Source organism: Nesterenkonia sp. Act20, from assembly GCF_019173455.1.
Lineage (GTDB): Bacteria > Actinomycetota > Actinomycetes > Actinomycetales > Micrococcaceae > Nesterenkonia.
The window spans coordinates 1069375-1091655 of the sequence record NZ_JADPQH010000001.1 but is presented as its reverse complement, the minus strand read 5'-3'; the positions used below and the strand labels follow the sequence as shown (position 1 = coordinate 1091655).

General features: G+C 65.6%; 24 protein-coding genes. 19 read left to right on the top strand and 5 right to left on the bottom strand.

All coding sequences use genetic code 11. From position 1 onward, the window contains the following. Window positions 1–157 precede the first annotated feature (157 nt). Window positions 158–547, bottom strand: coding sequence for a DUF1844 domain-containing protein (locus IY716_RS05080; RefSeq protein ID WP_218221413.1), 390 nt, complete (start codon window positions 545–547; stop codon window positions 158–160). Window positions 548–740: 193 nt separating this feature from the next. Here IY716_RS05080 and infC point away from each other — a divergent pair, with 193 nt between their 5' ends. The 6 genes from infC to IY716_RS05055 all read left to right on the top strand — a co-directional run bounded on the left by infC (window position 741) and on the right by IY716_RS05055 (window position 3776). Then, a complete protein-coding gene (gene infC, locus IY716_RS05075) occupies window positions 741–1451 on the top strand; it encodes a translation initiation factor IF-3 (RefSeq protein ID WP_218221412.1) in 711 nt (236 codons plus the stop codon). A 65-nt stretch (window positions 1452–1516) separates the two neighbouring features. Next, window positions 1517–1651, top strand: coding sequence for a hypothetical protein (locus tag IY716_RS13705; protein ID WP_255316433.1), 135 nt, complete (start codon window positions 1517–1519; stop codon window positions 1649–1651). A 58-nt stretch (window positions 1652–1709) separates the two neighbouring features. Beyond that, the gene (gene rpmI / locus IY716_RS05070; protein ID WP_218220485.1) at window positions 1710–1904 is read left to right on the top strand and encodes a 50S ribosomal protein L35; all 195 of its coding nucleotides are present in this window, start codon (window positions 1710–1712) and stop codon (window positions 1902–1904) included. A gap of 49 nt (window positions 1905–1953) precedes the next feature. Then, window positions 1954–2334: a 50S ribosomal protein L20 gene (rplT, locus tag IY716_RS05065; RefSeq protein ID WP_192591000.1), complete on the top strand. Its 381-nt coding sequence runs from the start codon at window positions 1954–1956 to the stop codon at window positions 2332–2334. A gap of 129 nt (window positions 2335–2463) precedes the next feature. Further along, the gene (locus IY716_RS05060; RefSeq protein ID WP_218220484.1) at window positions 2464–3474 is read left to right on the top strand and encodes an RNA methyltransferase; all 1011 of its coding nucleotides are present in this window, start codon (window positions 2464–2466) and stop codon (window positions 3472–3474) included. Next, complete coding sequence (locus IY716_RS05055; protein ID WP_218220483.1) at window positions 3471–3776, top strand: RNHCP domain-containing protein; 306 nt, start codon at window positions 3471–3473, stop codon at window positions 3774–3776. The genes IY716_RS05060 and IY716_RS05055 overlap by 4 nt, the downstream gene beginning before the upstream one ends. 15 nt (window positions 3777–3791) lie before the next feature. On the opposite strand, the gene IY716_RS05050 is transcribed toward IY716_RS05055, so the two are convergent. Next, a complete protein-coding gene (locus IY716_RS05050; protein ID WP_369699595.1) occupies window positions 3792–4433 on the bottom strand; it encodes a DNA-3-methyladenine glycosylase I in 642 nt (213 codons plus the stop codon). An 80-nt stretch (window positions 4434–4513) separates the two neighbouring features. Between IY716_RS05050 and IY716_RS05045 the strand changes: the two genes are divergently transcribed. Then, window positions 4514–6622, top strand: a complete 2109-nt coding sequence (locus IY716_RS05045) for an alpha/beta fold hydrolase (protein ID WP_218220482.1) — start codon at window positions 4514–4516, stop codon at window positions 6620–6622. Window positions 6623–6698: 76 nt separating this feature from the next. Here the strand turns inward: IY716_RS05045 and thpD are convergent, their stop codons facing one another. The 3 genes from thpD to IY716_RS05030 form a co-directional block, all read right to left on the bottom strand. Further along, window positions 6699–7640 (bottom strand): ectoine hydroxylase, encoded by a 942-nt coding sequence (gene thpD / locus IY716_RS05040; RefSeq protein WP_255316432.1) that lies wholly within the window; start codon window positions 7638–7640, stop codon window positions 6699–6701. Between the two features lie 175 nt (window positions 7641–7815). Then, window positions 7816–8157 carry an acylphosphatase gene (locus tag IY716_RS05035; RefSeq protein ID WP_218220481.1) on the bottom strand — a complete coding sequence of 114 codons (342 nt, stop codon included), beginning with the start codon at window positions 8155–8157 and terminating at the stop codon, window positions 7816–7818. Window positions 8158–8239: 82 nt separating this feature from the next. Continuing rightward, a complete protein-coding gene (locus IY716_RS05030; protein WP_369699594.1) occupies window positions 8240–8494 on the bottom strand; it encodes an amidohydrolase family protein in 255 nt (84 codons plus the stop codon). 52 nt (window positions 8495–8546) lie between these two features. Here IY716_RS05030 and IY716_RS05025 point away from each other — a divergent pair, with 52 nt between their 5' ends. The 12 genes from IY716_RS05025 to IY716_RS04970 all read left to right on the top strand — a co-directional run bounded on the left by IY716_RS05025 (window position 8547) and on the right by IY716_RS04970 (window position 22277). After that, window positions 8547–9482 carry a cation diffusion facilitator family transporter gene (locus IY716_RS05025; RefSeq protein ID WP_218220480.1) on the top strand — a complete coding sequence of 312 codons (936 nt, stop codon included), beginning with the start codon at window positions 8547–8549 and terminating at the stop codon, window positions 9480–9482. A 63-nt stretch (window positions 9483–9545) separates the two neighbouring features. Then, the gene (locus IY716_RS05020; RefSeq protein WP_218220479.1) at window positions 9546–10355 is read left to right on the top strand and encodes a superoxide dismutase family protein; all 810 of its coding nucleotides are present in this window, start codon (window positions 9546–9548) and stop codon (window positions 10353–10355) included. Window positions 10356–10577: 222 nt separating this feature from the next. Further along, complete coding sequence (locus IY716_RS05015) at window positions 10578–13562, top strand: DUF4040 family protein (protein WP_218220478.1); 2985 nt, start codon at window positions 10578–10580, stop codon at window positions 13560–13562. Further along, a complete protein-coding gene (locus tag IY716_RS13995) occupies window positions 13559–14104 on the top strand; it encodes a cation:proton antiporter subunit C (RefSeq protein WP_218220477.1) in 546 nt (181 codons plus the stop codon). Before IY716_RS05015 ends, IY716_RS13995 begins: the two co-directional genes overlap by 4 nt. Beyond that, a complete protein-coding gene (locus IY716_RS05005) occupies window positions 14101–15705 on the top strand; it encodes a monovalent cation/H+ antiporter subunit D family protein (RefSeq protein ID WP_218220476.1) in 1605 nt (534 codons plus the stop codon). The genes IY716_RS13995 and IY716_RS05005 overlap by 4 nt, the downstream gene beginning before the upstream one ends. Then, on the top strand, window positions 15705–16160 hold the full coding sequence (locus IY716_RS05000) for a Na+/H+ antiporter subunit E (RefSeq protein ID WP_218220475.1): 456 nt from the start codon (window positions 15705–15707) through the stop codon (window positions 16158–16160). The genes IY716_RS05005 and IY716_RS05000 overlap by 1 nt, the downstream gene beginning before the upstream one ends. Beyond that, window positions 16157–16423, top strand: coding sequence for a monovalent cation/H+ antiporter complex subunit F (locus IY716_RS04995; protein WP_218220474.1), 267 nt, complete (start codon window positions 16157–16159; stop codon window positions 16421–16423). The genes IY716_RS05000 and IY716_RS04995 overlap by 4 nt, the downstream gene beginning before the upstream one ends. Further along, window positions 16423–16779 carry a monovalent cation/H(+) antiporter subunit G gene (locus IY716_RS04990; protein WP_255316431.1) on the top strand — a complete coding sequence of 119 codons (357 nt, stop codon included), beginning with the start codon at window positions 16423–16425 and terminating at the stop codon, window positions 16777–16779. The genes IY716_RS04995 and IY716_RS04990 overlap by 1 nt, the downstream gene beginning before the upstream one ends. A gap of 42 nt (window positions 16780–16821) precedes the next feature. Beyond that, window positions 16822–18117: a YihY/virulence factor BrkB family protein gene (locus IY716_RS04985; RefSeq protein WP_218220473.1), complete on the top strand. Its 1296-nt coding sequence runs from the start codon at window positions 16822–16824 to the stop codon at window positions 18115–18117. Between the two features lie 473 nt (window positions 18118–18590). Continuing rightward, window positions 18591–20222: an ABC transporter substrate-binding protein gene (locus IY716_RS04980; protein WP_218220472.1), complete on the top strand. Its 1632-nt coding sequence runs from the start codon at window positions 18591–18593 to the stop codon at window positions 20220–20222. A 194-nt stretch (window positions 20223–20416) separates the two neighbouring features. Next, the gene (locus tag IY716_RS04975; RefSeq protein WP_218220471.1) at window positions 20417–21343 is read left to right on the top strand and encodes an ABC transporter permease; all 927 of its coding nucleotides are present in this window, start codon (window positions 20417–20419) and stop codon (window positions 21341–21343) included. Next, window positions 21336–22277: an ABC transporter permease gene (locus IY716_RS04970; protein ID WP_255316430.1), complete on the top strand. Its 942-nt coding sequence runs from the start codon at window positions 21336–21338 to the stop codon at window positions 22275–22277. The genes IY716_RS04975 and IY716_RS04970 overlap by 8 nt, the downstream gene beginning before the upstream one ends. The last annotated feature ends 4 nt before the right edge of the window (window positions 22278–22281 follow it).

Sequence of the window (22281 nt, the reverse complement as noted above, 5' to 3'; positions counted from 1 at the left end):
ATCTTGCTGACTCCACGTGAAGCAACGATGAGAGGCGCATGAGAAAAACCGAGGGTTTCTCTCATGCGCCTCTCATCGGGCTCTCATAGAGCGACGTCAACGAGGTCTGATGCCTCGTGGTGCGGGTCCGGCCCTGTTGGCGTTAGGCCCCTGATCCTCAGTTGACCGGGCCGGTCCACTTCTCGCCCGGGCCCTTGCCCGGGGCGTCCGGGACGGAGGACTCTTCGCGGAAGGCCAGCTGGAGCGAGCGCAGACCATCGCGCAGCGGTGCGGCGTGGGTCGACCCCACCTCGGGAGCGGCTGCGGTGATCAATCCGGCGAGGGAGGTGATCAGCTTGCGGGCCTCATCGAGGTCCTTGAGCTCGTCGGCATGAGGATCATCGGCCAGGCCGAGCTTCACGGCGGCGGCGCTCATCAGGTGCACCGCAACGGTGTTGATGAGCTCTACGGCGGGAACCTCAGCGATGTCGCGTGACTGCTGATTGACCGCCTGGGCCATCGACGAATCGGATCCGTGCTCTGAGCCGTGGTCGTGGGCCTGGCCCATATCGTGGCCATGACCGTTCTCTGCGCCCTCGGCGCGGTTACTCTGCTCACTCTGCATGCTGGTAAGCTTGTCACAGTCTCTTCGGCCGCGCTAAACGCGCAAAGAGGCGTCATACGGGCTCATAAGAGTCCGCACAGCGCATCCGCCGAGAACTCCCCATTCACCGAATTCCTCATACACAGGAGCTAGACAGATCAGCGAACCACGCATCAACGAACGCATCCGCGTACCAGAAGTCCGCCTCGTCGGCCCCCAGGGGGAGCAGGTGGGAGTCGTTCGCATCGAAGACGCCCTCCGGCTCGCCACTGAGTCTGATCTGGATCTGGTTGAGGTCGCGCCGCAGGCCAAACCTCCCGTCTGCAAGCTGATGGATTTCGGCAAGTACAAGTACGAGGCTGCCGTCAAGGCCCGCGAATCCCGGAAGAATCAGAGCACCACGGTGCTCAAGGAGGTCCGCTTCCGGCTCAAGATCGATGACCACGACTACAACACCAAGGTCGGACATGCTCGCCGCTTCCTTGAGGCAGGCGACAAGGTCAAGGCGATGATCCAGTTCCGCGGTCGCGAGCAGCAGCGCCCGGAGATGGGTGTTCGACTGCTCCAGCGCTTCTCGCAGGACGTCGCCGATCTGGGCGCCGTGGAGTCTTCCCCGCGCCAGGACGGCCGCCACATGGTGATGGTCGTCGGACCGCTGAAGACCAAGGCAGAGGCCAAGGCTGCGGCGAAGAACCAGGCCAAGAACCAGGAGCCGGTCGCAGAAGATGCCGAGGCCGAGCAGCCGACGCCCAAGAACGACCGTCGTGCGCGGAAGAACGCCGAGCGACTTCCCACGGAGAAGAAGGACGCTGCGCCGCTCTCGAACTCCATGGCCGACTACCTGCCGGATGAGCTGAAGAACCTCTAGCCAGAGCTTCACCATCGCGGTGAACCTGCGCACCGGTCTCATGACGTAGACTGGTGCGCTGGTGCGTGACCCGACGTCTCGACGTCGTCGTCTCCGCCACTATAAAAGGGGTCCCACGCGTGGACTTCCAGGCGCTGCTTGGCAGCACTGCCACGCACGAGGACCCACCTCTGCGCCGCCGCGGCCGCGAACGGGCCTGACCCATTCATGGCAGAGCACAGGCGTTGCAGGTCCGAACGACATAAGGAGAACGGCACCATGCCGAAGATGAAGACCCACAGCGGGGCCAAGAAGCGGTTCAAGCTGACCGGTTCTGGCAAGATCAAGCGCCAGCAGGCCAACCGTCGCCACTACCTGGAGCACAAGTCTTCACGCCTGAAGCGCCGCCTGGCCGGAGATCACCTGGTCACCAAGGCTGACGAGAAGCGCATCAAGCGGATGCTGGGCATCTGAGCCTCAGCACTTTCATCACCGAAGACTTTAAGACTCAAGGAGATATCACGTGGCACGTGTGAAGAGGGCCGTCAATGGCCATAAGAAGCGCCGCAAGGTCCTGGACAGGGCCTCCGGCTACCGCGGACAGCGCTCACGCCTTTACCGCAAGGCCAAAGAGCAGCTGCTGCACTCGTACGTCTACAACTACCAGCACCGCAAGAAGCGCAAGGGCGATTTCCGTCGCCTGTGGATCCAGCGCATCAATGCTGCTGCCCGCTCGCACGGCATGACCTACAACCGCTTCATCCAGGGCCTCAAGGCCGCTGGCGTCGAGGTTGATCGTCGCATGCTCGCCGAGCTCGCCGTCTACGACGCGAAGTCCTTCGGCGTCCTGGTCGAGACCGCCCGCAAGGCGCTCCCGCAGGATGTCAACGCCGCTCGAGTCTGAACCGGCACACCGTGAGAAGGCGCCGTCTCCTGTCGGGGACGGCGCCTTCTTCGTGCCTCGGCGGTTCTCCGGTGAGGTCCACCTCGGCGCCGCCCCCGCATCCCCCGTGCAGTAGGAGAAGATAGAGACATGTCTCAGCCCCTTGACCCCGAGCTCGTCGACAACCCCCGGTCCGACCGCGTGCGCCGCGTGGCGGGTCTTGCGAGCCGCTCCGCGCGGACCAAGCAGGGACTCTTCCTGGCCGAGGGGCCTCAGCCGGTGCGTGAGGCGCTGACGGTCTGGCTGCGCCAGTGGGAGCAGGAGCAGGGCGAGCAGCCCTTCCCGGCGCTGGACGCCCTCTTCTTCGACCCCGTCGCCCTGGAGAAGCATCCAGATGTGTTGGCGCTGCTGGACCGGGTGCGTGGGGTGCTCTTCAACCCCGAGATCAAGCTGCCCTCACAGGCCAGGATCTTCCTGCGTGAGGCCACCCCCGAGGTGCTGCGCGTGATGGGCGATGCCGAGACCTCTCAGGGCATGCTCGCCGTCTGCCGCATCCCGGCCAGAGTCTCGAAGCTCGAGGCACTGGATGCGCTCCTGGAGCAGCTCTCGCAGCGCGAGTCTCCGGCGCTGATCGCCTCCATGCTGCGTCTGCAGGATCCGGGCAACGCCGGCACGATCATCCGCACCGCCGATGCCGCGGGAGCCGGCGCCATCATTCTCAGCCCCGGCACGGTGGACCCCTGGAGCCCCAAGGTGGTCAGGGCCGCCGCAGGATCCCACTTCCACCTGCCGCTGTTCACCGGAATCGAAGCCTCGGATCTCGTCGACGCCGCACGGGCCCGCGGATTCCAGGTGCTCGCGGCAGACGGACGAGGGGAGACCTCTCTGCCAGAGGTCCAGCGCCCGGCGGCTCCCACGCTCTGGCTCCTGGGACACGAGGCGCACGGCCTCACCCACGCCGAGCGCGAGCTTGCCGATCAGCGGGTGTCCATCCCGCTCTTCGGCGCCGCGGAGTCGCTCAATGTCGCCACCGCCGCAACGGTCTGCATGTACTCCACGGCGATGGCGCAGCACGAGAGCCCCGCGGCCCCCGCCGCCGCTTCTGCTGAGACGCCTGTCCTCGCCGCACCTGAGGCTGATCCGAGCAGCACAGACTCATGAGCAGAGAGGCCGAGAACACCGGCTTCGACTGCATCCACTGCGGGCACCCGATCCCGAAGCAGCTCGGCGGCAGCTATCGCAACCACTGCCCGCGCTGCCTGTACTCCAGACATGTGGACATCAGCCCGGGCGATCGCGCCGCGGACTGCGGCGCACCCATGGAGCCGGTGGGTGTGGACCACACCGGGAAGAAGGGCTTCCTTCTCCTGCACCGCTGCACGGCCTGTGGGCAGGTCGATCGCAACCGTCTCGCGCCGGACGATGACATGGACCGAGTGATCGAGCTTCAGCGGCCCCGCTGAGCCAGGCTTCTCGGTTCAGGCGGGCTGGTTGGTGAAGGAGACTCCTGAACTGCCACGACGGTGGGAACCCACAACGTGCGTGTCCACCATGCCGATGGCCTCCATGAGGGCGAAGGCCGTGGTCGGGCCGACGAAGCGGAACCCTTCGGCTTTCAGGCGCTTCGCCAGCGCCGCAGACTCCGTCGATCGGGTGGGCACCTCCTCGAGCCTCCGCGGCACGGGGGTCTCCGCCGGCTTGAAGGACCAGATCAGCTCCGAGAGTCCGCCATCGGCTCGCAGGGCCAGCGTCGCCTGGGCATTGTTGATGGTCGCGGTGATCTTACCGCGGTGTCGAATGATGCCGGCATCGGTGAGCAGACGCTGGACATCCTCCTCGGTGAACTCAGCGACCAGCTCCGGGTCGAAACCGGCGAAGGCCGTTCGGAAGTTCTCCCGCTTGCTCAGGATCGTCGACCAGGACAGGCCGGACTGGAAGCCCTCCAGGCTCAGCCGTTCGAAGAGCCCGCGCTCCTCACGGATCGGCAGCCCCCACTCGGTGTCGTAGTACCGGCACATCATCTCGCTGCCCAGCGCCCACGGCGTGCGAGGTAGGCCGTCGGGACCGATCACCAGCCCGGGAGTCTGATTGGGGGCGGTGTCCTCAGGTGTCGCAGTCACTTCACCAGGCTACCTCCGACCCGCCACACGGTAGTTGTAATATGCAACCATGTAACGCAGATTGCTGGTAGAACAAGGGCATGACACAGCACAGCGAGGACCTCTTCTCCGATCTGGACCAATACATCACGCACCCCCGGCTCAGCGGTCTGGCGCTCAGCCCGGACGGAACGCGTCTGGTCACCACGGTCTCCGCAGTCAACTCTGCCGGGGACGGCTATGTCGGCGCACTCTGGGAGATCGATCCCACCGGTGCGGCACCGGCCCGCCGACTCACCCACAGTGCGCAGGGGGAGGAATCACCAGTATTCACCGCTTCGGGAGACCTCTATTTCACCTCGGCCCGGCCAGGCGTCGAGTCGCAGGAGAAGGACCCGGCGCTCTTCCGGCTCCCGGCAGCCGGCGGCGAAGCCGTAGAGGTGCTCCGCCGCGCGGGTGGCGTGACCCGGGTGCACTCTGCCGAGAACGCGGAGCTGACCTTGGTCAGCGCGCCACTGCTGCCCGGCGCCGCCACTGAGGAGGAGCAGCGCCAGCTGCATGCTGGCCGCAAGGATGCCTCCGTGGACGCGATCCTGTACACCGGCTACCCGGTTCGATTCTGGGACCACGACCTCGGTCCCGGACGCCCGAGCCTCTTCGCCCTGGACTCCTCGGTCTCAGCACCGCAGCACAAGGCCGACGACGGCGGCGCAGCCGACACCACTGACTCGCCGCAGGCGCGCCTGCGCCATCTCACCGCGGGCCTGGGTTCCCGATTCGGCGGTGAGGTGCAGCTGAGTCCGGACGGCACGGCCGCGCTGATCAGCATCACGATCCCGGAGGAGCGCGCATCGCAGCGCAGCGCGCTGGCCCTGGTGGACATCGCCACCGGAGAACGCCGGATCATCGCAGACGAGCCGGGCTATACCTTCAGCGCCGGGCCGATCAGCCCGGATTCCAGCAGCGCCGCCGTCGTGCGCTCCGCACAGCCGACCCCTGAGCAGGCCCCGCAGCCCCAGCTGCACCTGATGGACCTGCAGACTGGAGACCTGAAGCGGCTCGGCGGGGACGCGGATCTGTGGCTGACCCCTGCCGCCTGGCTTTCGGACGGCTCAGGGCTGCTCGCACTGGCGGACCAGGGAGGCCGTGGCCCGGTCTTCGAGGTCTCGGCGCAGACCGGCGCCGTGCGCCAAGTGACCACCGAGGATGCCGCCTACTCCGCGGTCCTCGCCGCCCCTCAGGGCAGGACCGCCTACGGGGTGCGCTCCAGCTATGCCCACCCCGAAGAGGTGGTCTCGATCGATCTGGACAGCGGGGAGACCAGGCGCCTCCAGAATCCCGCTCCGCGCCCCGAGCTGCCCGGCAGGCTCACAGAGGTGCAGAGCACCGGGACCGACGGGGCCCCCGTGCGCGCCTGGCTCGCGCTTCCCGGCGAAGCCTCCGCAGATCAGCCCGCTCCGCTGCTGCTGTGGGTCCACGGCGGCCCGTTGAACTCCTGGAACGCGTGGACCTGGCGGTGGAACCCGTGGCTGATGGTCGAACAGGGCTATGCGGTCCTGCTGCCGGACCCTGCGCTGTCCACCGGATACGGCCAGGACTTCGTCCAGCGCGGCTGGAACTCCTGGGGCGGGCACCCCTTCACGGATCTCATGGCGATCACCGACGCCGCCGAAGCTCGCGAAGACATCGACGCCACCCGGACCGCGGCGATGGGCGGATCCTTCGGCGGGTACATGGCGAACTGGATCGCCGGACAGACTGATCGGTTCTCGGCGATCGTCACCCATGCCTCGCTCTGGGCACTGGACCAGTTCAGCCCCACCACGGATATGGCCTTCTACTGGCGCCACGAACTCGATGAGACGATGGCGGCCGAGCACTCTCCGCATCACCACGTGGAGAAGATCGTCACGCCGATGCTGGTCATCCACGGGGACAAGGACTACCGGGTGCCGATCGGGGAGGGGCTGCGGCTCTGGTACGAGCTGCTGGCGAACTCAGGGCTTCCCGCCGATGCCGACGGGCAGACCCCCCACCGTTTCCTCTATTTCCCCTCGGAGAATCATTGGGTGCTCAAGCCGCAGCACGCGAAGCTTTGGTATCAGGTGGTCTTCGGCTTCCTCTCCGAGCATGTGCTCGGCGAGCCCCGCGCGCTTCCGCCAGAGCTCGGGCTCGCGATGCCCGATTCAGCGAAGCCCGAGGCCCGCTGACCGAGCGCGGGGCAGAACGCAGAAACGGCCCTGGGTCCAAGGACCCAGGGCCGTTCTGTGTGACGTGGAGAGTCGATCAGCTCCCGGCGGGAGTGAAGTCTCGGCTGCCCAGGTGCTCCGGGCGGGGTTTGGAAGCCGCGAAGGGCTCCTCCTCCGTGAGGTTCTCGACCGAGTTGTAGACGATGAAGACATTGGACCGGGAGTAGGGGGTCACGTTCCCGTTGGAGGCGTGCATGCAGTTGCTGTCGAACATGATGGCACCGCCTGCGGGCCCTTCGAGGACGTCGATGCCGAATCGGTCGGCGAACTCGGTCAGCGTGGCCTTGTCCGGCACGCCGGCCCCCTGCATCACCAGGGACTGCTCGTGGTTGTCGTCCGGTGTGGCGCCCACGGCACTGATGTAGTGCTTATGCGACCCGGGCATGATCATCAGCGGACCGTTGAAGGAATAGTTGTCCGTCAGCGAGATGGAGATCGACACCGCGCGCGGACCTGGCATGCCGTCCTCGGCGTGCCATGTCTCGAAGTCGGAGTGCCAGGTGAAGTCCTTGCCGGTGAAGCTCGGCTTGTAGTTGATGCGGCTCTGGTGGATGTAGACATCCGAGCCGAGGATCTGGCGGGCGCGCTCGACCACACGCGGGTCATGGGCGATCTTGGCAAAGATCTCGTTGGTCCTGTGGATGTCGAAGACGGAGCGCACCTCATCGGACTTGGCCTCGACGATGGTGCGATGGTCCTTCTTGACCTCGGGATCCTCGGCCAGTCGCTTGAGCTCGTTCCTGAACAGCTCCAGCTCATCGCCGCTGATGAGCTGATCGATGGTCAGGTAGCCCTTGTCCTCGAAGGAGCGGAGCTGTCCGCCGTCCAGCGGGCCGTCCTGTTCGGAGCCGTGGACCACGGGATCTTCGCGGGTGAGCACGGCGGGGCCGGTCTCACCACGGGTGGGGTAGCGGTCCACTGCGTCGGCGGGTGCGGTGTCGTGCCGGGTGCGTGAATTTCTGGTGACAGTCGTCGTCAAATGCAGACCTTTCGTGCGTTTCTTGAGGGATGTCTCTGGTTTCGTATGGATCCGGTATTCATCGCTCGTCGGCCCACTCCACGCCCCTCGAGGGACGTCGGTCACGAGATGGGGGCCGTTGCAAGCTGTCCTTCGACCGTAGCAGGACTATCTCACGGGGCAACCGAAACCTGTCTCAGCGGCGAATCTCGAAGCCGCTGCGCGGGAGCGAGGCAAGCTCCTCGGAGGTGGCTTCGCGCTGCGTGACCTCGGTGACCTGGGCCGATTCGGGACCCTCCTCGGCCCAGCGCAGCAATGAGTCCACGGCGGGGCCCGCGCCTCCGACGAGGAGCTCGACACCCCCGGATTCGGTGTTGCACACCCAGCCGACCAGGCCCAGGTCGTCTGCCTCGGTCTTCGCGGCCGCGCGGAAGGAGACTCCCTGGACGTCGCCGGAGATGTTCGCATGGGTTCCGACGGTGCAGCCCGACGGGGAGAGGGGCTGTTCGGACTCGGATGCAGAAACTGGTTCAGTCATGCGCCCAGTCAAACACCTGAGACCGGACCCCACCAGGGCCGGACCCCCGAACGCAGACCGGGTTCGCCGGGAAGGCGTCGGTCTAATCCTCCGCGTGGGTGTAGACCTGTTCCCCGTCGATCCACGTGCGCAGCACTCGGTTGCGGGTGTCCAGCGGGTCCCCGGACCAGAGTGCGAGGTCTGCATCCTTCCCCGGCTCCAGCGAGCCGATGCGGTCCGAGACCCCGAGGACCTCGGCCGGGTTCAGCGTCACCGCCTTCAGTGCCTCCGCCGGGTCCATGCCCTCCCGGACTGCAAGCGGGGCCCGCGCAGGCAGGCTGATGAGAACGCAACTCACTTCGACTCGCAGCTTAGGAGATCGGTGCCCGACGCAGGAGAATGGTTCCACGATGCATTCTCATGACCATGGCGGTTCATCCGCCGCGCCCGCCGACGGCGGAGGCTCGCACCGACGCCGGCTGGCGATCGCCTGCGCGATCACCGTGGGAATCGTGGTGGCGCAGGCCACCGGGGCCTGGCTGACAGGTTCTCTGGCCCTGCTCACTGATGCCGTGCATTCGCTCACCGACAGCATCGGCCTGGTGGTCGCGCTCATCGCGGCATCGCTGATGTTCCGCGCCGCCACCGCGCAGCGCACCTGGGGCTTCCGTCGCGTGGAGATCCTCGGCGGTCTGGCCCAGGCCGCCCTGCTGTTGGGCATCGGCATCTATGCCGCGGTGGAAGGCATCGCACGGCTCAGCTCCCCGCCCACCGTCATGCATCAGGAGCTGCTGCTCTTCGGCGCAGTGGGACTGCTGGGCAACATCGTGTCGCTGCTCGTGCTCTCCGGCGGACGCAGCGCGAATCTGAACATGCGCGCGGCGTTCTTGGAGGTCGCCGCCGACGCGCTGGGATCGCTGGGAGTCATGGTCGCCGCCGTCGTCATCTGGACCACAGGATGGCAACAGGCTGACGCTGTCGCAGCGCTTGTCATCGCCGCGCTCATCGTGCCGCGGGCGGCGCTGCTGCTGCGCGAGAGCGCCCGCGTCCTCCTGGAATTCACGCCGCGTGGACTCGACCTCGAGCAGGTGCGGCGGCATATGCTCGCCCAGGACCACGTCCAGGAGGTCCACGATCTGCATGCCTCGACGGTGGCCACCGGTCTGCCTGTCATCTCCGCCCATGTCGTAGTCGATGACGAGTGCTTCAAGGATGGCTGTGCCCCCGAGACGCTCAGCCGGCTCAAATCCTGCGTGGCCGAGCATTTCGATCTCTCCGTGGAGCACTCGACGTTCCAGCTGGAGACCCGCGGCATCGCCGCCAGCGAGACCCACACCCACGCCTGAGCCGACCGCGCGTGCCTGCCACCGACTCGTGGGGGAGAGACGCTCCCGGTAAGCTGTGCGGTCATGAGCATTCCACGTGTCAGTTCCTCCTCGCGCCGGACCGTGCTGCCCTGGACCGGGATTGCGCTGATCGCGGCTCTGGCACTGAGCGGATGTGGAGACTCCGCCGAGTCCGAGCCCGCCGCGCAGAACGAGGACGACGCTGCCCAGGTTGACGAGGACGCCGAGCAGGCGGGCGACGAGGCCGGAGACGACGACGGCGACGCGGCGGCCGACGAGGAGCCCTTCGCCACCGCCGAGATGACCGATATGGCGCAGAACGGCATCGGCACCGTGAGCTTCACCGAGAGGGAGGACGGAGTGCTGATCGAGGCGGAGGTCCATGACCTTCAGTCCGGTTTCCGTGGCATCGCGATCCACGAGAACGGGGTCTGCGAGCCGCAGTCCACCTCCGAGACCGGCGTGGTGGGAGACTTCGAGTCCTCCGGCGGGCATCTGGTGGGGAACGCGGAGGGCGATGCCGGCGTCGTCGAGGGTGAGGAAGCCCCCGAGTCCACCGAGCCCGACCTCGATGACCTCTCCGAGGAGGACCCGCTCCAGGAACCGGCACCCGTGGATCACCCCGACCATGCCGGTGACCTGCCCAATCTTCTGGTCAACGAGGACGGCACCGGGTGGCTGAGCGTGGTCAGTGATCGACTGGTTCCCGAGGACCTGCTCGCCGCCGAGGGCGCCTCTGTGATCGTCCACGCTGCGGCAGACAATCACGCCAATGTGCCGGAACGCTACAACGGCTATGGTCCGGATCAGGAGTCACTGACGAGTGGCGACGCGGGCGCTCGAGTGGCCTGTGGGGTTGTGGAGGAGCAATAGGGATCAGGTTGTAGCACGGAACCATCCGGCGCGCGGACAGTCGTCCAGCATGCAGACTCGATTGCTGAGTGATCGACTCGATGGATATAGTCAGTCACTGGTGTGCCGGGAAGTCTGGTCGGCGATTGAGCTTCACCGCGCCGTCATATCCGCACCGACTGGAGGCACCATGCATTCGCGAACGCCTTTCCTGCGCCTGGGTGCGCCGGCGGTGGCCCGCCGATGACCCTCACGGTGCTGCTCCTGCTGACTCTGGCCCTGGTGCCCATCTCCGTGCTGGTGCATCGCGCGCTGGGCCGGGACACCGGGTTCTTTGCCGCAGTGGCGCTGACCGGGATCGGAATATCCGCGCTGCCATGGATGCCCACATTGCTGGAAGGCGGCGTGATCCAGGAGCACCTGCCCTGGATCCCCACCATCGACGTCGGCCTGAGCTTCCGTCTGGACGGGCTTGCGATGGTCTTCCTGCTGCTGGTGATCTTCATCGGCGCCCTGGTGATGGCCTACTCGGCGCGCTACTTCTCCGTGCAGAAGAAGACCTCGGACTACTACCTGTGGATGCTGCTCTTCGTCTTCGCGATGAGCGGGATGGTGTTGGCAGATGACCTGATCCTGCTCTTCGTCTTCTGGGAGTTCACCACGCTGTGCTCCTTCTTCCTGATCAACCGTTCCGGAGAGAAGGCGCCCGCCCCCGCGCAGCGCACCCTGCTGATCACCGCCGCCGGCGGCCTGGGACTGCTGAGCGTGGTGCTGCTGATCATCGTGGAGACCGGCACCACCCGGATCTCCGAGGCGCTGACGCACAGCGCCTGGCAGGACAACGCCACCTTCACCTCCGTGGTGGCAGTGCTCATCGCCTTCGCCGCGTTCACCAAGTCCGCGCAGTTCCCCTTCCACCTCTGGCTGCCCGACGCCATGGTTGCGCCGGCTCCGGTCTCGGCGTATCTGCATGCCGCAGCGATGGTCAAGGCGGGGATCTACCTGCTCCTGCGCTTCTCGCCGGTGTTCGAGGACTCCACGCTCTGGCAGGTGCTGCTGATCAGCGCCGGGCTGACCACCGCACTGATGGGTGCGCTCTTCGCGCTCCAGCGCCACGACATCAAAGAGATCATGGCGTACTCCACCGTCTCGCAGCTGGGGTTCCTGGTCGCCGTCATCGGGATCGGCACACCCACTGCCCTGGTCGCCGCGACCATCCACGTGATCGCACACGCCCTGTTCAAGTCGGCGCTGTTCATGATGGTGGGCATCATCGAACATGAGGCGCATTCTCGTGACATCCGTCGGCTGCACGGGCTGAGCCGGACCATGCGCGTCTCGCTGGTCATCACGCTGATCTCATCGCTCTCCATGGCGGGTGTGCCTCCGCTGCTGGGCTTCGTCTCCAAGGAACACCTGCTGACAGGCTTCCTCTCCGCCGATATGCCGGCCCCGCTGACCTGGACGCTGACCCTGCTCGCGGTGCTCGCGGCCATCGGCACCTTCGCCTACTGCGGTCGGATCGTGCTCGGCGCCTTCACGACCTACACCGGAGCCGGAGCCAAGGACGAGGCGCATGAGCTGATCGACCCGACGGAATCCCATGAGGCCCCCGCTTCCTTCTACCTGCCCGCGCTGATCCCGGCCGCCGCCGGACTGCTGCTGGGCTTCGTGCCCTTCGTCTTCGACGGCCTGGTCACCCAGGCGGCCGACGCCGCCCACACCGAGACCTATGAGGCGCATTTCCTGCTCTGGCATGGATTCACCGTGGAGCTGCTGCTCTCCGCGGTGATCATCGTCGGGGGTCTGTTCGCCGTGCTGATGCGCGCGCGGCTGGACAACCTCATTCCCCGCACGCTGCTCCCCTTCACCGGCGTTCAGGTCGTGGAGGCCATGCGCTCCGGCGCGATCAACTTCGGGCGCCGCGTCGGGGACATCACCCGCTCAGACATGCATGGGCTGCATCTCGCCGCTCCGGGCATTCTGCTCGCCGGGCTCTTCATCGCGGGCCTGGTGAATGCTCCAGAGGTCGGGGAATTCGATCCGGGCCACACCCGCATGACGGACTGGGTGCTGATCATCCTGCTGGTCTGCTTCCTGGCAGGCACCGTCGTCTCGAAGAACCGGGCCGCCGCCGTGGTGCTGGCCGGTGGTGCCGGGTTCGTCGTCGCCGCCTGGTTCTTCGCCCTCGGCGCCGTCGACGTGGGGATGACCCAGCTGCTCGTGGAGATCCTCACCGTGGTGGTGCTGGTTCTGGTGCTGCGCAAGCTGCCCAAGACGTTCCACAAGATCACCCGCAGGCGCCAGTTCCTCGCCATCGCGGTGGCGCTGGGCTTCGGCGTGATGGCCTTCGGTGCCACCTTCGCGCTGACCGGGCGCCGCGGGCAGTCACCTGCCTCGCAGTGGTACATGGAGAACACCTACGAGACCACCGGCGCGCTGAACGTGGTGAACTCGATCCTGGTGGACTTCCGTGCGCTGGATACCTTCGGCGAGCTCACCGTGCTCGGCGTCGCGGGATTCGCGATCCTGGCGCTTCTGAACTCCGCGTTCTCCACCTCGGACAACGAGCCGCCCGACTCGCGGCAGTGGACCGGGACGCCGCTGGATCACGCCGGGGACAACACCACCGCGATGCGCAGCGTGTTCAACTGGATGGCGCCGTTCATCGTGCTGCTCTCGCTGATCCTGCTGCTGCGCGGCCATTACGACTCCGGCGGCGGATTCATCGCGGCCCTGGTGGCCGGCGGCTTCTTCGCGTTGCGCTACCTCGTCGCCCCCTCGGACTCCGCGGTCAAGCTGCGCTTCGACTATGCGCTGGTGATCGTCGGCGGCGTGGTGACAGGCGCCGCCATCGGACTGGCCGGCTACCTCGAGGGTTCCTTCCTCCGCCCCGTGGTGATCGCCGAGGGGCTTCCGCTGCCCTGGGGCTCCGACGCCGGCTTCTCCTTCACCACGGCGCTGATCTTCGACGTCGGCATCTACCTCGCCGTCATCGGCGCCGTGCTCGTCGCGCTGGACCGCCTCGGCCAGGCCCAGCGCTACCCGGCGGAGCTGCTTCAGGCACACCGCCGCGCTCACGGCACCAGCGAGGCTGAGCTGTCTACGCTGAAGGTCCCCGCGGGGTACCACGCGGACCCCGGGGACCTGCCCTTCGAGGTGCAGTCCGGTGAGGCTGCGCCGGGGATCCACGCAGACATCGAGCCGAAGGGGGTGAATGACCGATGAGCATCGCCATCGCCGTCGGACTGCTCACCGCTGCGGCCGTGTATCTGTTCATGCAGCGCGGCATGATTCGGATCGTGCTCGGGTTCGTGCTGATCAGCCATGCCGCGAACCTCGTGCTCTTCGCGGCCGGCAACACCGCCTTTCGCGGGGTCTCCTATATCGGCTCCGGGGATCCAAGCCAGCAGGCGGACCCGCTGCCGCAGGCCTTCGTGCTCACCGCCATCGTGATTGCGTTCTCCATCTCCATGTTCATGGTCACCCTGGCGATCACCACCACCACCGATGACGACACCGAAGATGTCGAGGCCTCACCGGCCCGGCTGCTCGCAGCGGACCGCGGTGATACCAACGACGCCGGCTACTACGGTCTGACCACCGAGTCTGGTGACATCGTGGTGGACCACGGCGAGGACGAGACCGGCGACCCCTGGCCGGAGAAGGCCTCAGGGGTCGAGAATTCCGAGCCGGCCGCCCCGAGTGCCGCAACGCCGGACGTCGCAGCCCCAGAGGCTGCCCAGACCAGGGAGGGGGAGACCCGATGATTCAGACGCTCCCAGCCCTGCTGCCCCTGCTGGTGGGCATCCCGCTGCTGCTCGGCGCGGTCGGCGTGGCGGTGCGCAAGAAGCGCATCATTCGCCATGTGCTCAGCCTGGGCACGCTGATCTCGATGTTCGGTTTCGCCGTCGTGCTGGTGATCGCCACCAGTGACGGCACCATCCTGGCTCATCAGGTGGGGCTGTGGGATCAGGGGATCGCCATCCCGTTCGTCGTGGACTCGCTGTCCGCGCTGGTGCTCATGGTCATGACCGTGCTCGCGATCGCCAGCGTGCTCTTCGCCATGGCCACCCATGAGGCGCGTGCCCGCTTCTTCCACCCGTTCGTGCTGATCCTCATGGCGGGGGTCTCCGGGGCGCTGATGACCGGAGACATCTTCAACCTCTTCGTGTTCATCGAGGTCATGCTGCTGCCCTCCTATGGTCTGCTGGCCATGATGGGTGCCAAGCTGGGGGCCCATGGCGCACGGATCTATGTCTCCGTGAACCTCTTGGCGTCGACCCTGCTGCTGGTGGGCATCGCGCTGGTCTACGCCACGGCAGGAACGGTGAACCTCGCGGAGCTGCATGGGGCGGCCAAGGAGGACCCCGCCGTCGCCCTGGCCGGGGGAGTCGTGCTGACCGCCATCTCTATCAAGGCGGCCGTGGTCCCGGTGCACGGCTGGCTCACCCGTACCTACCCGATGACCTCACCTGCAGTCACCGCGCTCTTCTCCGGGATCCACACCAAGGTCGCGATCTACGCGATCTACCGCATCTACTCGCTGCTCTTCGACGGCGACGAGCGGTTCCTCTGGGTGGCGCTGGTGATCACCTCGGTCACCATGCTCGTCGGTGTGCTCGGCGCGGTGGGGGAGAAGACCACCCGCTCGATCCTGGTCTTTCACATGATCAGCCAGATCGGCTACATCCTGATCGGTGTCGGACTCTTCACGATGCTCGGACTCACCGCGGCGATCTTCTATCTGCTCCACCACATGATCGTGAAGGCCTCGCTGTTCCTCTCCACCGGCGCCATTGAGGAGACCTACGGCACCGGCGAGATCGACAAGCTCGGCGGCATGCTCAAGCGCGAGCCGCTGATCGCGGTGACCTTCATGGTCGCCGCGCTCTCGCTCGCCGGGCTGCCGCCCTTCTCCGGCTTCGTGGCGAAGTTCGCGATCATCCAGGCGACGCTGGCCGAGTCCCACTACGCGGTGGCCGCGGTCGCTGTGGTGGTCTCGATCTTCACGCTGCTCTCCATGTTGAAGATCTGGACCGGCGTCTTCATGGGGGCCGAGCCCGACGACCTGCAGGAGCGCGCACTGACCTACCAGCAGCGCATGCATGGCAAGCGGTATCTGCGAGTGGAGGCCCAGGCCGAGACGCCCACACTCACTGTGGGTCCTCCGACCGCGACGACCTCCGCGGTGCTCGCGGGCAGACAGGCCGTGAAGGTGCCGTTGAAGCTGATCATGCCGGGGATCCTGCTGGCCTGCATCACGCTCTTCTTCGGGCTCGGGGCGGAGCTGCTGATGGGCTGGTCCGCCACCGCTGCCGAGAATCTGCTCAACCCGATGGACTATGTGAGGGCGGTGAACGGAGCATGATGAGCTGGCCCTTCCGGATCATCGGATTCCTGGCGTGGTATGCCAAGGAGTTCCTGCTGGCGAACCTTTCGGTCACCGCCGATGTGCTGCGTCCGCGTCGCCGGATGAAGATGCGTCCGGCCATCGTCGCCGTGCCTGCGGCCTCGCGGACCGACAGCGAATGGACGCTGATCTCCTCGCTGATCACGCTGACTCCCGGCACACTGACGATCACCATCTCGCGTGAGCATGGCATTCTCTACGTGCACGGCATGTTCGTGGATTCCCGGGAGCAGCTCGTGGCCGAGATCCAGGAGATGGAGGATCGGCTGCTGCACGCGATGCGCCGAGAGCCCGGAGACCTGTCACGTCCCACCGAACGTCCCGTGGTCCGTCCGCTCGACGAGGCCGCCCCGCCGTCGGGGACCCCCGGGGCGTCTGCGCACCCGCCCACCGGGTCAGGTGAGAACCCATGATCTCCGAATGGACCCTCGAGGTCGCCCTGTTCCTGCTGGCCATCGGGATGATCATCGCCTCCGTGCGAGGTTTTCTCGGACCCCGGACCATGGACCGTGCGGTGGCTGCAGATCTGATCTTCTTCGCCACGATCGGCTTTGTGGCCTTGATCGGACTGCGCACCGGCATCGACGCACTCTTTGACATCATCCTCATCGCCACGCTGCTGGGCTTCATGGCAGCCCTGTCCATGGCACGACTCGGGTCAGGAGGCCGTCGCTGATGGAACTCATCGACATCATCGAGGCCCTCGGCCTGGTGTTCATTTTCCTGGGCATCGGCACGATCGTCGTCTCAGCCATCGGGCTGTTCAAACTGCCGGACCTCTACCTGCGTGCTTCTGCGGTGGGAACCTCGGCGGGCCTCGGCGTCGCCTCCATCGTGCTGGGTGCACTCCTGATGGATTTCAGCGGGCTGAATCTGCTCAAGGCGGTCATCGCGATCATCGCGCAGCTGCTCACCTCCGCAGTGGGATCCATGGCCATCGCCCGAGCCGGATACCTCAACAACGCGCTGCCGGCTGAGATCACTCATATCGACGAGCTGAGGCTGACGCGGCGCAGTCCAGACAGGAGCTGATCCCCAGTTGGTGTTGTGCTGACATCCGGATAGTTTGAGTCCATGAGCACTGATTCGGACCCGCAGGGTCGACCATCCAATTCCGATACGCGCGAGCGCGTCGAAGGCGTCCTGCGGGCGCACCGCGAGCGTCGGCACCCGATTGAGGACCATGGGGCTCCCAGCTCCTCACCCACCTATGCAGATCAGCTGCAGGTCGGCACCATCTGGGCGGCCGCCGATCAGCCCTACATGGTCAAGAATCGTCAGCGCGAAGACTATGCGGAGGCACGGCAGGCCACAGAGGCCTCCGGTGCCGAGCGGAGGCTCAAGCGCCGCAAGCTCAAGTCGCCGACCAAGCTGACAGGGACCACCTGGAAGTACAGCATCAAGCGCACCTTCGCGGAGTTCGGCCGCGACGGCTGCACGGACCTGGCTGCCGGGCTGACCTACTACACGGTGCTCTCAGTGTTCCCGGCGCTCATCGCCCTGGTCTCCATGATGTCGGTGATCGGCCAGGGCGAATCCACTCGAGACTTTCTTCTGGAGACCGCCGCCGGTCTGGTCGAATCCGACACGATGCAGAAGGTCCGTCCGGTCATCGAACAGATCACCAGCGTCCAAGGGGCTGGACTGGGGCTGATCCTCGGCATCCTGACCGCCCTGTGGACGGCCTCGAACTACGTCAACGCCTTCTCCCGGGCCATGAACCGGATCTATGAGGTGGAGGAGGGCCGGTCGATCCTCAAGCTGCGCCCGTTCTTCTACGTCATCACCGCCGCCCTGATCGTCCTCGTGGCCGTCTCGGCAGTGCTGCTTGTGGTCTCCGGCCCGGTCGCTGAATCCCTGGGCAACACCGTGGGACTCGGCAGCACCGCGCTGACGGTCTTCAACTGGGCGAAGTACCCCGTGCTGCTGCTCGTCATCGTCCTCTGCATCGCACTGCTCTACTACGCCACCCCGAACCTGCGGCAGCCCGGTGTTCGCTGGATGTCGGCCGGGGCCGTGGTGGCGATCGTGGTGATGATCCTTGCCACCGCGGGTGTGGCGTTCTACATCACCAACTTCGGCAGTTACCAGGCCACCTACGGCGCGCTGGCCGGCGTGATCATCTTCCTGATCTGGATCTACATCATGAACCTCGTGATCCTGCTCGGGGCAGAGTTCGATTCCGAGCTCGAACGTGGACGCCAGCTGCAGAGCGGGATCGAGGCCGAGCGCACCATCATGCTGCCCCCGCGCGATATGAGCACGGCAGAGAAGAAGTCCAAGAAGTACGAAGAGCTGGTGGCTCAGGGACAGGCGCTGCGCGTCACCAAGGGAGAGACCTCGGATCCGGAGGCCTCCTGGCGGCGCTGAGGTGCGGCAGAGCCCTCCGCAGAGGTTTCGTAACAGTCTGACTTATTCGCAGGTCGGCGCCATCTACCGGTGGGTAGCAAGCCGCGAAGGCCCGTGTTAACACAGGGTTTCATCTGTTCGTGTGGCGGCGGTCACAACCTCTACGGCGAGTCCGGGATCCCGGGCTCTCCTCGGCGCCACGTCCACGTGATTCCGCGGCGGGGCTCTGATCGCTGAGCTTTTTCTGCTCGTGTTACAGGCTCGGCACGTCGCTGCGGCTGTGATCTTTCGCGTCGCGCAATGTGTGTCGCGGGTCAGGGTGTGGGAGCGCGTAGGAAATGAGTGGGACGCGCCAGGGTTAACGCAGGCTGAACTCAACCTGGGAAATCGCCCTGCTAGGCTCACTGCCACAGGTGACCCATACAACACTCTCGTACAGGTCTCCGATGTGCCCATGAAGCTCGCATTCCTCTGAGGAGAAACAGAATATGCACGTGAAAAACTCTTCCCGTCGCCGACGCGCGACGGGTGCGGTCGCCGTGACCGCAGCGGCAGCCCTGGTGCTGTCCGCCTGCGGCGGTGGCGATGACAACGGCGGCGGCGACAACGGCGAAGCTGCGCAGGGCGTCGAAGGCGGCGGCACCGTCTCCGCATACAACTGTGAACCGCAGTTCCTGGTGCCGGGCAACTCCACCGAGGTCTGCGGATCCTGGGTTCTGGACTCCCTGTTCACCGGACTGGTCCAGACCGATCTCGAGACCAACGAGCCCATGCCGGGCGTTGCTGAGTCCTGGGACACCGAGGACAACCAGACCTGGACCTTCACCCTGGGTGAGGACTGGACCTTCCACGACGGTGAAGAGATCACGGCTCAGACCTTCGTGGACACCTACAACTGGGTCGTCGATCCGGACAATGCGCAGCAGAGCGCGAACTTCTTCGACAACTTCGTGGGCTACCAGGAGGTCGTCGACGGCGATGCCGAGGAGATGGAAGGCGTCCGTGCAGTGGACGACTACACTCTCGAGATCGAGCTCACCGAGCCCTTCTCTCCGCTGCCCGACATGCTGACCTACACCGCGTTCTACCCGATGCCCTCGGTGGCCTACGAGGACATCGAGGCCTTCGAGCAGGCGCCGGTCGGCAACGGTCGGTACATGATGGACGGCGAGTGGGAGCACGACGTGCAGATCGCCGTCGAGCGCTTCGAGGACTGGGCCGGTGAGGATCCGGGTCTGCCGCAGCGCATCGAATGGAAGATGTACACCGATATCGAGACTGCCTACCTGGACGTGCAGTCCGGCAACCTCGACATCCTCGACGCCGCGCCGCCGAACCGCCGCGCGACCGTGGAGTCGGACTTCGGCGAGAACTACGCCGACTTCGACACCTCCTCCTTCACCTACATGGGACTCCCGCTCTACCAGGAGGAGTTCCAGGACGTGGACGTGCGTCACGCGCTGTCCATGGCGATCGACCGTCAGGCCATCATCGACGCGATCTTCGACGGCGCGCAGACACCTGCCGCGAACATCATCCCGCCGGCTCTCTCCGATGCCGGCGAGGGCAACTGCGAGTTCTGCGAGTACGATCCCGAGGCCGCTAAGGAGCTCTATGAAGAAGCTGGCGGCCCCACTGACCTGACCATCTACTTCAACTCCGGTGCAGGTCACGAGGAATGGGTGGAGGCAGTCTCCAACCAGTGGCAGCAGAACCTGGGCGTCGAGAACGTCGAGTTCGAGTCCCTGGACTTCGCCCAGTACCTGGCCCTTCATGACGAGAAGGAAGTCACCGGCCCGTACCGTCTGGGCTGGAGCCTCTCCTACCCCAGCGCGCAGTACGCCATGGAGCCCATCTACGCCACGGGGGCTTCCTCGAACTACGCGGGCTACTCCAACGAGGAGTTCGATGACCTGATCAACGAGGCCAACGCCGAGACTGATCCGGACACCGCAGCCGAGATGTACACCGAGGCCGAAGCGATCCTGCTCGAGGACATGCCGGTCATCCCGATGTGGTTCTCGAACTACCTCGTGGTGCACAGCGACCGGGTCGATGGAGATTCAATCTTCATGGACCAGGCCACCTACACCCACCTTGAGGACGTCGTCGTCACCGAGGAGTAATCCTCAACGGCACAGGCGCGGCCTATGCGGACACCGTGTAGGCCGCGCCTTTCCGTGTCGGATCGTCGATTCAGCAGAATCGCTCCGACTCCCTATCATTGATCGCGGCCTCGACCTCGGCATTGGAGAAGACCTCTCCGTCGAGCCAGTCGCTCGGTGCACCCGCGCCACCGCCCGTACCCACAAGGACAGCAATGACCCGCTATATCATTCGGCGTCTGCTCCAATTCGTTCCGGTCATCCTGATCTCCACGTTGATCGTCTACGCGCTGGTCTTCGCCATGCCCGGGGATCCCATCCGGGCCCTCGCCGGTGATCGCCCGATGAGCGACGCCGTCAGAGAGACGCTGCGCGAGCAGTACAACCTGGATGACCCCTTCTTCGTCCAGTACGCCAAATACCTCTGGGGCATCATCAGCGCTGGAGACTTCGGCACGACCTTCAACGGGCGCCCGGTCTCCGACCTGATCGCCCAGCGACTGCCCGTCACCGCGACACTCGCCCTGGTGACCTTCGTCATCCAGACGATCATGGGCATCATCGCCGGCATCCTGGCCGCGCTCTACCGCGACCGCTTCTTCGACCGATTCGTCCAGGTGGCCACGGTGACCATGGTGGCTCTGCCCACGCTGGTCATCGCCTTTCTCATGCAGCTGGTCTTCGGGCTGAACCTGGGTCTTTTCCCGATCGCCGGGATCAACGACGGCCTGATCAGCTATATCCTTCCGGCGCTGGCCATGGCCTCAGTGTCCACCGGCATTCTTGCGCGGTTGGTCCGCAGCGAGCTGCTGGATTCCCTGACATCCGATTACGTCCGCACGGCCACGGCCAAGGGCATGAAGCGCACTCGGGTGGTCACCCGCCACGGCCTGCGCAACTCCCTGATTCCCGCCGTCACCTTCATCGGCGCCGACCTGGCGAGCATGATGGCTGGGTCGATCGTCGTGGAGGCGATCTTCAACCTGCCGGGACTCGGTGAGCAGGTCTATCGTTCGATTCAGGCTCAGGAGGGCACCGTCGTCGTCGGCATTGTGACCCTCTTCGTGATCTTCTTCGTGCTGATCAACCTGATCGTCGACATCCTCTATGGCCTTCTCGACCCAAGGATCCGTTATGAGTGAGATGCATAAAGCCGAGGCGCGCACAGCGCCGATCGACTCCCAGCTGGAGACCTCAGGAAAATCAGAGCAGAAGACCGAGGAGGCCAGTCTGCTGGCCGACGCCTGGCGTTCCCTGCGCAGGAATCCCTGGTTCATCGTCTCGGCGGTGCTGCTGCTGATCTTCCTGACCATGGCAGTGTTCCCGCAGCTGTTCACCAACACCGACCCGCGGGAGTGCCTGCTCTCCAGAAGCCGACAGGACCCCTCCGGCGAATTCTGGTTCGGCACCGACGTTCAGGGCTGCGACTATTACAGCCGAGTGATCCACGGCGCGCGGAACTCCATCGCGATCGGGTTCATCGTTGCCATCGGCACCTTCATCGTTGCGGTGCTGCTCGGGCTGGTGGCCGGCTACTCCGGCGGATGGGTGGACGCCCTCATCTCCCGCATCACCGATATGGTCTTCGCCGTGCCTTACATCCTCGGGGCGCTGGTCCTGCTGAACGCACTCCAGGCCTTCCAGGCCCAAGGCGTGCGTGAAGTGTCCTTCGTGCTGATCATCTTCATGTGGCCCACGATGACGCGTCTGATGCGCGGCTCGGTGATCTCAGTGGTGAACTCCGACTTCGTGATGGCGGCTCGAGCCCTGGGCGCGGGACCGATCACGATCATGCGTCGGCATATCCTGCCGAACTCGCTGGGACCGGTCATCGGTTATGCCACGGTCTTCACCGGCATCATCATCGGCGCCGAGGCCGTGCTGACCTTCCTCGGCGTCGGCCTGCAGCTCCCGGCCATCTCCTGGGGCCTGCAGCTCTCAGATGCACGACAGTATCTGCAGACCTCACCGCACCTGTTGCTGTTCCCGGTGATCTTCGTCGGGCTCACGGTGTTCGCGTTCATGACCATGGGTGACGCCGTGCGCGACGCCCTTGATCCCAAATCCAAGAAGTGAAGGG